Source organism: Candidatus Corynebacterium faecigallinarum (genome assembly GCF_052264515.1).
Taxonomy (GTDB): Bacteria; Actinomycetota; Actinomycetes; order Mycobacteriales; family Mycobacteriaceae; genus Corynebacterium; species Corynebacterium faecigallinarum.
The window spans coordinates 1-10,779 of record NZ_JBQQOC010000043.1 but is presented as its reverse complement, the minus strand read 5'-3'; the positions used below and the strand labels follow the sequence as shown (position 1 = coordinate 10,779).

Annotated in this window: 9 protein-coding genes, 1 other RNA gene and 1 pseudogene; 8 read left to right on the top strand and 3 right to left on the bottom strand. The window is 65.3% G+C overall.

Annotated features, from left to right (window positions below):
* Positions 1 to 137: 137 nt before the first annotated feature.
* Positions 138 to 584: an aldose epimerase family protein gene (locus ACTXPP_RS13545; protein WP_301496322.1), complete on the top strand. Its 447-nt coding sequence runs from the start codon at positions 138 to 140 to the stop codon at positions 582 to 584.
* A 75-nt stretch (positions 585 to 659) separates the two neighbouring features.
* Positions 660 to 1,109, top strand: a pseudogene (locus ACTXPP_RS13540) (galactose-1-phosphate uridylyltransferase); the annotation flags it as partial.
* 212 nt (positions 1,110 to 1,321) lie between these two features.
* On the opposite strand, the gene glnA reads toward ACTXPP_RS13540, so the two are convergent.
* Entirely contained in the window at positions 1,322 to 2,758 is a 1,437-nt protein-coding gene (gene glnA, locus ACTXPP_RS13535; RefSeq protein WP_301520611.1) for a type I glutamate--ammonia ligase, read from the bottom strand.
* Positions 2,759 to 2,919: 161 nt separating this feature from the next.
* Positions 2,920 to 4,080 carry an ornithine cyclodeaminase family protein gene (locus ACTXPP_RS13530; RefSeq protein WP_301496319.1) on the bottom strand — a complete coding sequence of 387 codons (1,161 nt, stop codon included), beginning with the start codon at positions 4,078 to 4,080 and terminating at the stop codon, positions 2,920 to 2,922.
* A 182-nt stretch (positions 4,081 to 4,262) separates the two neighbouring features.
* Between ACTXPP_RS13530 and ACTXPP_RS13525 the strand changes: the two genes are divergently transcribed.
* On the top strand, positions 4,263 to 4,931 hold the full coding sequence (locus tag ACTXPP_RS13525) for a TetR/AcrR family transcriptional regulator (protein WP_301496317.1): 669 nt from the start codon (positions 4,263 to 4,265) through the stop codon (positions 4,929 to 4,931).
* Entirely contained in the window at positions 4,924 to 5,685 is a 762-nt protein-coding gene (locus ACTXPP_RS13520; protein ID WP_301496315.1) for a YqeB family protein, read from the top strand. Before ACTXPP_RS13525 ends, ACTXPP_RS13520 begins: the two co-directional genes overlap by 8 nt.
* A 161-nt stretch (positions 5,686 to 5,846) precedes the next feature.
* Here ACTXPP_RS13520 and ACTXPP_RS13515 read toward each other — a convergent pair whose 3' ends face one another.
* Complete coding sequence (locus ACTXPP_RS13515) at positions 5,847 to 7,544, bottom strand: AbgT family transporter (protein ID WP_301496313.1); 1,698 nt, start codon at positions 7,542 to 7,544, stop codon at positions 5,847 to 5,849.
* A gap of 127 nt (positions 7,545 to 7,671) precedes the next feature.
* Here ACTXPP_RS13515 and ftsE point away from each other — a divergent pair, with 127 nt between their 5' ends.
* The 4 genes from ftsE to ssrA all read left to right on the top strand — a co-directional run bounded on the left by ftsE (position 7,672) and on the right by ssrA (position 10,377).
* Positions 7,672 to 8,361: a cell division ATP-binding protein FtsE gene (gene ftsE, locus ACTXPP_RS13510; protein WP_301496311.1), complete on the top strand. Its 690-nt coding sequence runs from the start codon at positions 7,672 to 7,674 to the stop codon at positions 8,359 to 8,361.
* Positions 8,362 to 8,380: 19 nt separating this feature from the next.
* Positions 8,381 to 9,283 (top strand): permease-like cell division protein FtsX, encoded by a 903-nt coding sequence (gene ftsX / locus ACTXPP_RS13505; protein WP_301496309.1) that lies wholly within the window; start codon positions 8,381 to 8,383, stop codon positions 9,281 to 9,283.
* A 68-nt stretch (positions 9,284 to 9,351) separates the two neighbouring features.
* On the top strand, positions 9,352 to 9,915 hold the full coding sequence (smpB, locus tag ACTXPP_RS13500) for an SsrA-binding protein SmpB (protein ID WP_301496307.1): 564 nt from the start codon (positions 9,352 to 9,354) through the stop codon (positions 9,913 to 9,915).
* Positions 9,916 to 10,000: 85 nt separating this feature from the next.
* Positions 10,001 to 10,377, top strand: a transfer-messenger RNA (tmRNA) gene (gene ssrA / locus ACTXPP_RS13495).
* Positions 10,378 to 10,779 lie beyond the last annotated feature (402 nt).

The window sequence follows — 10,779 nt, the reverse complement described above, 5'->3', positions numbered from 1 at the left end:
AGATACCCCTGACACCGTGGAACTGGAACTGTCGGTGGCTGAGGAGCCCGGCTGGCCCTGGCCCTTCCACCTGTCTGTGGTCTACCGGGTCAACGACTCCGGGCTACAGGCGTCCTTCGCGATGCGCAATGATGCCGATGCACCGATGCACCGATGCACCGATGCCCGCGGCCTGCGGATTCCACCTGTATCCCTCGGCGCGGGGAGCGGCGACCGACGATTGCACGCTGATGATCCCGGACCACCGGTTGCTCCCGCTGGACGGCCGCGGGCTTCCGGCGGGACCGGAGCAGGACGATGTGGATGTGCTGCCGGACTGGGACAACCCACTGGCCGGCACGCTGCTCGACCACTGCCTGCACCTGGTGCCGACTGAGCAGGATCCGCAGTTCGTCCTGCGTGGCCCCGACGGTGCTGGCGTGGCGCTGACAACCTCCCTGGAACTGTCCTGGGTCCAGATCTTCACACCGGACGCCTCCGCCGGCATGCCCTATCCGGGACGTGCGGGCGGCAGGGCGGTGGCGGTGGGCACCGCCGGACGCACTGAATTCCGGTACCGACCTCAGCGTCCTGGTCCCTGGTGAGAGCCTGCGGTGTTCCTGGCGCGTCGACGTGATCGAAAAAGTCACTGAACAGGAGAACGGTTGAGCAGACATCCCATGAAAATCACGTCCACCCACCTGGCCGACGGCCGGGAACTGATCTACTTCGACGACGATCCGGGCGTCCTGTCAGGTCAGGTCACCCGGGAGCTTGTCGACCACCGCGACCTGCCGGAGTCGGTGACCGAGTCCGAGATGCGTCGAGATCCGCTGACCGGGGAGTGGATCACCTACGCCGCCCACCGCAACAACCGTACGTTCATGTCCCCGGCGAACGAGAACCCGCTGGCACCGACCACGCCCGGCAACCTGCCCACCGAGATCCCCGCCGACGACTACGACGTGGTGGTCTTCGAGAACCGTTTCCCGTCCTTCTCGACCAGGATCGCCATGCCGGACGACCCGGCCGACTACCCGTGGACGGTCGACGGGGAGGAGCTCTTCCCACGTCGCCCGGCGGCCGCCCGCTGCGAGGTCATCTGCTTCACCCCGGACGCCACGGCGTCCGGCGTCCAGCGTGCGGCCGATCAACTCGGCGGTGCCACGGGGGTGGCCCTGTTCATCGGCATCGGCTTCTCCCCGGTGTTGACCGGGGGAGCGGACACGCTGGCGCCGTATGTGCTCAGCGCGGCACTGGCGGTGGTGGGCCTTGCCGCCGGTGCGGTGGTGGTGCGACGGGCCATCGTCCCCGAGCGGACGGGCGCAGGGACGCCGGCCGCTCAGCAGTCGTAGTACAGCTCGAAGTCCAGGGTGGTCGGACGCAGCAACGCCGGGGTGATCTCGTTGTCCATCTTCTCGGCGATGTAGCTCTCGATCAGGTCCTCACTGAACACGCCGCCAGCGGTGAGGAAGTCATGGTCCTCCCGCAGGGCGTTGAGCGACTCCACGAGCGTGGTGGGTGTGGTCGGGATGCCCTCCGCCTCCTCCGGGGGAAGCTCGTAGAGGTCCTTGTCGATCGGTGCGGTCGGCTCAATCCGGTTGAGCACACCGTCCAACCCGGCCATCATCGCCGCGGTGAACGCCAGGTAGGGGTTGCCGGACGGGTCGGGTGCGCGGAACTCGATGCGCTTGGCCTTCGGGCTGGCCCCGGTGGCGGGGATACGGATCGCCGCCGAGCGGTTCTCCGCCGAGTACACCAGGTTCGTCGGTGCCTCGAAGCCGGGGACCAGCCGGTGGTAGGAGTTCATCGTCGGGTTGGTGAACGCCAGCACCGACGGGGCATGCTTAAGCAGGCCTCCGATGTAGTGGCGGGCCATGTCCGACAGTCCGCCGTAGCCGGACTCGTCGTAGAACAGCGGGGCACCGTCCTTCCACAACGACTGGTGGATGTGCATGCCGGAACCACCGTCGCCGGCCAGCGGCTTGGGCATGAAGGTCGCGGACTTGTTGTGCGCCTTCGCGGTGTTCTTGATGACGTACTTGAAGGTCTGCAGGTCATCGGCGGCATGCAGCAGCGTGCTGAACTTGTAGTTGATCTCCTGCTGGCCACCACTGCCCATCTCATGGTGGGCGCGCTCCACCTCGAAGCCGAGGTCGATGAGGTTGTCGGCCATGGTGTTGCGCAGGTTCTGCAGGTGGTCGTAGGGGGCGGTGGGGAAGTAGCCGCGCTTCTGCCGGACCTTGTGGCCCAGGTTGATGGTGCCGTCCGGGTCGGTGAGCTTGCCGGTGTTCCACCAGCCCTCCTCAGAGTCCACGATGTGGAAGGAGGAGTTGCTGGTGGAGTCGAAGCGGACGGAGTCGAAGATGTAGAACTCCGCCTCCGCACCGAAGTAGCAGGTGTCGGCGACACCGGTGGAGGCGAGGAATTCCTCGGCCTTGCGCGCCACATTGCGTGGGTCGCGGGAGAACGGTTCGCGGGTGCGCGGGTCGTGGACGAAGAACTGGATGTTCAACGTGGTGGAGTCCACGAAGGGGTCGATGTAGGCGGTGGCGAGGTCCGGGAGCAGCAGCATGTCGGACTTCTCCACGCTGGTGAAACCACTGATCGAGGAACCGTCGAAGGCCAGCCCGTCGGTCATGGCCTCCTCGTCGAAGGCGGCGGCGGGGACCGACAGGTGCTGTTCGGTGCCGGGGACGTCGGTGAAACGGACGTCAATCCAGCGGATGCCGTTGTCGGTGATGAACCGTCGCACCCCCTCCGGCGTCGGATCCGACAGGCGGGTGTCGGCCTGGTTGCGGGGCGGTTGGTTGGACGGGACGGCCTGGTCGGCCATGGGGAGGTCACTCCTGACAGTGAGGTTGGTGATGCTGTTGATGATGTTGTTGGTGATGCTGTTGGCTGCGGCGACTGGCAGGACCGGCGGTACCTGCCGCCCGGTTACGTGAGCGCGGGGCTGTCCCATAGGTTCAGCGTGGTGCCGATGTCCTTGGCCACGGCATTGTCGTAGATATCGGACGCCCAGGCGACATCCTCGACGGGCATGCCGCCGATGGAGTAGCAGAAGATCTGGTCGTCACTGGTGCGGCCCGGGGCCTTGCCGGCGGCGATGTCCCCGATGTTGACCAGCTTCTCCTCCGGAAGGGAACCGTCCTTGAACATGTCCCACCAGCGGTTACCGGGGATGCCCAGCAACTGCTCGTAGGTGACGTCCGGCCCGTTCTCCTCGTACCACTCCTGGTAGAGGCCGGTGTAGTCCACGACCAGGTTGGCCTTGTCGCTGCGGATGAAGTCATCGTCCAGTCGGGCGGCGGCGGGCATGAGCAGCAGTGCACCGGGCTTGAGCCAGTCGGTCTTGAAGTACGGGAAGCCGGACGGGCCGTCGGGAGAGGTGGAGGTGCCGGCGATGAGGATGTCGGAGCCCTCGACGGCCTCCTGCTCGGAGTCGACGACGGTGACGTCCTCGATCTGCGGCAGGTTCTCCCGGATCCACTGGGCGGCACGCTCGGTGGAGCCGGCGGAGCGGCCCTTCACCTTCACCTTTTTGATGGTGGGCCGCTGGCTGATCGCGGCGGAGAGGATCGTCCGGCTCATCACGCCGGGGCCGATGATGCCGACGGTCTCGGCGTCCTGCAGTGCCAGGTGCTTGACGCCAACGCCGGGGACGGCGCCGGTGCGGTAGGCCGACAGCAGGTTGGCGGACATCACGGCACGCGGGGCGCCGGTGTCGGCGTCGTTGAGGGTGAAGAGATGGATGGAACGCGGCAGGCCCTTGTTGCGGTTGTCGGTGTTCGACCCGTACCACTTCACGCCGCTGGCGCGGAAGCGTCCACCGAGGTAGGCGGGCATGGCCATGAAGCGACGGTCGGGACCGTCGGCGGGCATGCCCTCGTGGGTGGGGTTCTCAGGGAAGTTGATCTGGGCACCGTGGGAGTTCGCGGACGCTCCGGCCATGCGGTAGTCGCCGTCGGCGAGCAGGACCAGTGTCTCCTCCATGGTGTCGACGCAGGCGGCGATGTCGGTGACGCCGGCGGCGATCATGTCAGGTTCGCTGAGGTAACGGAAGTCGATACGCAGGGAGTCCGTGGCGTTCTCGTTCATGTAAACCTTTCCGGTGCATGACAGGCACCGCTGTTCAAGATGTGTGGATACCTCTGTCGAGCCTACTGATTCCCAGGCTAGGGCTTTCAGACGTGCAATTCCGGGGGGTCTGGCTGCTCTGGACTGGTGCGCCCGATGTGGTATTGTTTGATTGGTCAGTCAGTTAATGGGAGAGGTGCGCAGTGGCGAGGAAAGTCGACCCGGAGAAGGTCGCGCAGAAGAAGGCGGAGATCGCCGAGGCGGCCGCCAGACTCTTCGCGACCCAGGGCTTCGAGAACACCTCCGTCGCGCAGGTGGCGAAGGAGGTCGGCATCAGCCCGGCCAGTGTCTTCTACTACTTCCCGGACAAGGCGTCACTGTTCCGTGCCCCGTTCGAGTCGGACGTCCCGACCGCCGAAACGTTGCTTGCCGAGCACCGAGACTCCACTGACCCGCTGGCGTCCATCCTCGACATCCTCACTACCCTCGCTGCAGAAGCTGCCTACCCGTACGCCCAGGGCATGCTGGTGGAATCACTGCGGCGCATGGGGCACGACCCGGAGCTGATCGCCGCCTCGGAGAAAGCGGCGACCCTACAGAATGCGGCGCTGGCGGACCTGCTGGGCCGTGCGATCCAGTCAGGTCAGGTCGACCCGGCGCTGGATCCGGCGCATACCGCCGGTTGGCTGCTGACCATTGTCGACGCCTGCTACCTCAACGCCGAACCCGGACATGACCCGTCCGCCGAGATGCGCCGCACCGCGCTCGGGTATCTCAACCCCGGTAACCCTGGCAGCCCCGGTAACCCTGGCAACCCCGGCAGGTCCGGCAGCGCTGCCACCGCTCACGAGAAAGGGACCGACCATGCCTGAACCAGCTGCTCCCGACCCACGATCCGGCGCCTCTGCCGCGCCGACCACCATCGCGATCCCGGGAAAGTACACCTGGATCTTCACCGCCGGTGGTGCGGTCGTCGGACTGATCGCCGCCTTCATCGTCGGCCCCGTGGTCGCCTGGCTCCTCGGGCTGATCGGTGACGCCCCCGGCCCACTGCGTCTCGCCGCCGAACTGCCCTTCGTCTGGGCGGTGCCGGTGCTCACCATCATCGGCGCGGTCGCCGGATTCCTCATCGCGGCCAGCTGGGCCGAGGACGCCGGCACCATCGACGTCACTGACGACGGCATCACCGTGCACACGAAGAGCACGGACAGGTTCATCGCCGCCGGTGGCATCGCCACCGTCGCACAGGCGGGGCAGAAGGAGATGGTCATCCTCGACAGTGACGGGCGTGAACTGTTCCGTGGCGGGCTGGAGGAGGAAATGGTCGCCGGACTCCGCGCGGCGCTGGCGGAGCACGGCTACCCGGCGCTGGAAGCATCAGACCCCTTCGATGCCGCCTTCACCACCTGGGTGGACGGCGATGGACGACTGGATCCGGACATCGAGAACCTTCTTCGTGCCCGCCGCCGAGCGCTGACCGACGAGAAGCCGGGTGCTGCGGAGGACGCCCTGGACAGTCTGCGCACGGCGGGGGTGATGGTCCGCGACCGCGACGGACGCCAGCAGTACCGGGTGGTCGGGACTTCCGCCTCCTCGTCCCATGAGGCCGACCACCCCGGCCACTGACCCCGACATTCACACTCATACTTCCGCCTCCCGGTAGTTCGCCACCGACACTGACGCGGTCACCTGACTCCCGCTCCCGGGTGGTTCGTAGGGGTCTAAACCACCAGAGAGTGGGAGTGAGGTGACGGGGAAGGCCGGGGTTAGCGAGCCCCTCGTGCGTCCTACGCCGGGTACTCCATCGGAGCGCCCGGGCCCAGCGGGATCCCCAACGCCCACCAGGCGACGAAGAACAGGAACCAGCCGACCATGATGGCCAGGCAGTAGGGGATCATCATCGACATGATCGTGCCCAACCCGGCCTTCCGGTAGTACTTCAGGATGAAGGCGAAGGCCATGGCGAAGTAGGGGTTCATCGGTGTGACGATGGCGGTCGCGGAGTCGCCGATACGGTAGAGCATCTGGGTGACCTCGGGGGAGATGCCGATGTACATCATCATCGGCACCACGACCGGCGCCATCAGCGCCCACTGCGCCGAGCCGGAGGTGATCATCAGGTTGAGGAACGCCACCATCAGCACGAACAGGGCGAACAGCACCACCGTGGGCAGGTTCCAGCTCTCCAGCAGATTGGAACCCTTGATGGAGATCCAGATGCCCAGGTTGGACGCGTCGAACCAGGCGACGAACTGTGCGACGACGAAGAACAGCACCAGGATCGGCAGCATGGTCTGCAGACCCTGGGCCATGAACTCCGGGACGTCCGTGGACTTGGTGATGGTCTTGACCGTCAGCCCGTAGGCCAGACCCAGGATGAAGAAGATGACCGCGATCGGCACCGCGATATTGGTGATCAGCGGGCTGTCCATCACCGAGCCGCCCTCGCCCTGCAGCGGGGAGCCGGAGACGAACAGCAGCGAGAAGTAGACCGCCATGCAGGCGATGAACACCAGGCCGGTGAGCTTGAGGCCCTTGACCTCGCTCGGGTTCAGCTTCAGGGTGGTGACGACCTCGCCCTTGTCGTCGGTGAAGTTCACCTGGCTGTAGTCCACCGCGTCGTGGTTGACGATCTGGTGGATCTTCTTGTCCATGAAGAACTCGGTCAGCACCGTGATGATTCCGGCGAGCACGACCGACGAGCCGATGACGAAGTAGTAGTTCGACAGCGGGTTGACCTCGTAGTTCGAGTCGACCAGCTGTGCCGCCGAGGTGGAGATACCGGCCAGCAGCACATCGGTGATGTTGAGCAGGAGGGAGGCGTCGAAGCCCGCGGCGGAACCGGCGAAGGCGACGACGGCACCGACGATGGGGGAGCGTCCCAAGGCGTTGAAGGCCATCGCGCCCAGCGGGATTACGATGATGAAGATCGCATCGGAGGCGACCGAGCCGATGATGGCGGTCAGTGCGACAACGAAGGTCAGCGTCTTCGGGCCGGTGCGGGCGACCATGCCGCGCACGGCGGCGGAGATCAGCCCGGCATGTTCGGCGACGGCGACACCGAGCATCACGGTGATGATCACGCCCAGTGGCGGGAACTCGGTGAAGTTGGTTACCGCGTCGGTGACGATCATCTGCAGGCCGTCGACGCTGAGCAGGTTCTCGACCTCGACGATCTCGCCGGACTCGGGGTCCTCGGCGGACATGCCGATGAGGGAGCCGATCCAGCTCAGTAGGAGGACGACGCCGCCCAGGCAGACGAACAGCCAGAAGGGGTTCGGTAGAAGGTTGCCGAGGCGTTCGACGACGCCGAGGAACCCTGGGGTGCGGTTCTCCCCGTGTTTCTCCCGGTACTTCTCGGACCGTTTCTCGGCCCGTGTCTTCGTGGCGGCGTCGGTTGTCCCGGTCGGGGGCTTCTGGGACGTGTCTGGCGAGTCGGTGGACGTGGGCTGAGGATTCTCTGGAGAGCTCTCTGATGAAGTCATTGTTTGCGGAGACTACCAATTGGAGAGCCCACGCGCAGTCGGCCCTCGGCAGCTCCGGACTTCAACCACGCCAGCCCCATCAGTCACATCCGTTTCATTTGCCACAGTGGTCGGGTACGGTAGCTGGGTGATCACTTTCGACAAGGTCTCCAAGACATACCGGACCTCGACCCGCCCCGCCTTGCGGGATATCTCGGTGGACATCGAGAAGGGGGAGTTCGTCTTCCTCATCGGCCCGTCCGGCTCGGGTAAGTCGACGTTCCTCCAGCTGATGATCCGTGAGGAGGAGGTCGACAGCGGCAACCTGCACGTCGCCGACTTCCACGTCAACACCCTGCCGAAGCGGCGCGTCCCACAGCTGCGCCAGAAGATCGGCTACGTCTTCCAGGACTTCCGACTGCTGCCCAAGAAGAACGTCTACGACAACGTCGCCTTCGCCCTGGAGGTCACCGGCCGACGCCGCGAAGCCATCGACAAGGCCGTGCCCGAGGTGCTCGAGATGGTCGGCCTGGCCGGCAAGGGCCAGCGCATGCCCGACGAGCTCTCCGGCGGCGAGCAGCAGCGCGTCGCCATCGCACGCGCCACCGTGAACCGTCCGCTCGTCCTGCTCGCCGACGAGCCGACCGGCAACCTCGACCCGGACACCTCCGCCGAGATCATGGCCCTGCTCACCCGGATCAACCGGGGGGGCACGACTGTGGTGATGAGTACCCACGACGATGTCGCGGTGGACTCCATGCGCAAGCGCGTCCTGGAACTGCACAACGGCAAACTGGTCCGTGACGACGCCCACGGCGTCTACGCGGTCGGACGATAGAGGATAGGGAGAACGCACCATGAAGATTCGCTTCGTCCTCAAGGAAGCCCTCAGCGGGCTGACCCGCAACGTGACCATGACCGTCGCCATGATCATCACCACGGCCATCTCACTGGCGCTGTTGGCCACCGGTGTGCTGATCACCAACATGACCGCCGACACCAAGGAGCTCTACCTCGACCGCATCGAGGTCATGGTTCAGCTCGACGACGACACCTCCGCCGATGACCTGGACTGCTCCAGCCCCACCTGCGCCGACGTCCGCAGCACACTGGAGGACAATGACGACGTCCAGTCCCTGACCTTCCGTAACAAGGAGCAGAGCTACCAGCGCTTCGTCGAGGTCTTCGGTGAGTCCGACCCGCTGCTCGTCGAGCAGACCTCGCCGGACGCCTTCCCGGCCGCGCTGCATGTCCGCCTGGCTGATCCGCTGGACACCAGTGCGATCGACGAGATCGCGGAGATGGACGGTGTCGCCACCGTCGTCGACCAGGGTGATGACCTGCGTGGGGCGACGAAGAACCTGGACGCGGTGCGTAACGCCAGTTTCGTGCTCGCCGCCGTGCAGGCCGTCGCCGCAGTGTTCCTCATCATGAACATGGTGCAGCTCGCCGCCTTCTCCCGCCGCCACGAGATCAGCATCATGCGCATGGTCGGTGCGACCCGCTGGTTCACCCAGGCCCCGTTCGTTCTGGAGGCCGTCATCGCCTCACTCATCGGCTCGGTGATCTCGGTCGGTGTGCTGCTGCTGGCGAAGTCCACCCTGCTGGACTCCGCCCTGTCCTCGCTCTACGACGCCAACCTCATCGCGCGGATCACCACCGGCGACATATGGGTGATCGCCCCCTTCGTCGTCGTCATCGGTGCGCTGATCGCCGGGGTCACCGCGCAGGTCACCCTGCGCTGGTACGTCAAGAAATAGCGGGGGCGGACCGGATCGGGCGGGGAATGGCCGCCACGTAGGACGAACCGGTAAACTCGGACGACGCTATGGCGAAGAAGAGCACACCGGTGGATTCCGGACGAAGCAAGGGCGCGAAGACCGCCAAGGCCGGTAAGTCCGGCATGGTCGCCGGCGGCAAGGGCGGTAAGCCGTTGACCGTCGCCACCAACCGCAAGGCCCGGCACGACTACCGCATTCTCGACACCGTCGAGGCCGGTATCGCCTTGGTCGGTACCGAGGTCAAGGCGCTGCGCGAGGGCAAGGCGTCCCTCGTCGACGCCTTCGCCACCATCGACGACGGCGAAGTGTGGCTGCGTAACCTGCACATCCCCGAGTACGCCCAGGGGACGTGGACGAACCACGCCCCACGGCGGGTGCGGAAACTCCTGCTGCACCGCGGTGAGATCGACTCGCTGATGGGCAAGGTCCGCGACGGCAACAACACCCTGGTACCGCTGTCGTTGTACTTCGTCGACGGCCGGATGAAGGTCGAGTTGGCGCTGGCCACAGGTAAGCAGGAGTACGACAAGCGCCAGGACATCAAGCGCCGTACCGAGGAGCGCGAGGTGACCCGTGAGATGGGTCGACGGATCAAGGGAATAAAGGGTTGATCTGGTAGCGTTACACCTACTACCGTCGCCGAGCTTTCCGGCGGTGGGGCTGTGCTTCGGCGTACCGCGGCACGGCGATGACCACGGGGTTGATTTGGTTTCGACTCTGTACATCGAGCCAGGGGAAGCGTGCCGGTGCAGGCTGGAGACCACCGTAAGCGTCGCAGCAACCTATAGGCGCCGAGAAGAACACTCAGCGCGACTACGCTCTCGCTGCTTAATCAGCGAAGCGTGTCTGTCAGCCCGGGCTTGTCCCTGACCCGGTTCCTGGCATCAGCTAAGGGACTTGACGCTGCCGTCCCGTCGTCCGGACGAGCAGCGGACATCGCAGGACGACTGGGCTCATCATCCGGGCATGTCCGCCTGACCCGGAGAGCCGAGTAGAGATCACCGTGGACTGCGCACGGAGAAGCCCTGGCGAGGTTGCAGAGGACCCGGGTTCAATTCCCGGCAACTCCACCGATACGCCCCCTGACCAACACCAGGTCAGGGGGTTTTTCTTCGTTCTGCTGGTTGTTGGAGGGTTAATGGTCAGAATGTGTGTCTACTGAGGGCGTGTCACCGGCCGACCCAGCCTTTTTGCACTCCCATAGAGGGGACAACAACCACTTTCGATCGGCTCAGAGGATTCTCGATCGAAAGTGGTTGTTCTGGTCCACACAGTGGCCTTCAGTGGTGTACTCGCGGCCTACCCCCCTCTCTCTGGACCCCGGCGGACTTCACTGGATCGTCGGTGATGGCACGGTGATACTCGCCCGCTCATCTGCGGCGGGAGGGTTGTCGGGTACGCATGCGGGTGGTGTTTTGTCACGTACCCTGGGCGAATAGCTGTCCGGGAGCTATTATCCTGTCTTTTCGCCGGGG

Excerpts from the sequence above, each read along its gene's own strand:
- ACTXPP_RS13545 (WP_301496322.1), top strand. The coding sequence starts at position 138 with ATGCACCGATGCACCGATGCACCGATGCCCGCGGCCTGCGGATTCCAC.
- ACTXPP_RS13520 (WP_301496315.1), top strand. The coding sequence starts at position 4,924 with ATGCCTGAACCAGCTGCTCCCGACCCACGATCCGGCGCCTCTGCCGCG.
- smpB (WP_301496307.1), top strand. The coding sequence starts at position 9,352 with ATGGCGAAGAAGAGCACACCGGTGGATTCCGGACGAAGCAAGGGCGCG.
- ACTXPP_RS13515 (WP_301496313.1), bottom strand. The coding sequence starts at position 7,544 with ATGACTTCATCAGAGAGCTCTCCAGAGAATCCTCAGCCCACGTCCACC.
- ACTXPP_RS13530 (WP_301496319.1), bottom strand. The coding sequence starts at position 4,080 with ATGAACGAGAACGCCACGGACTCCCTGCGTATCGACTTCCGTTACCTC.
- ftsX (WP_301496309.1), top strand. The coding sequence starts at position 8,381 with ATGAAGATTCGCTTCGTCCTCAAGGAAGCCCTCAGCGGGCTGACCCGC.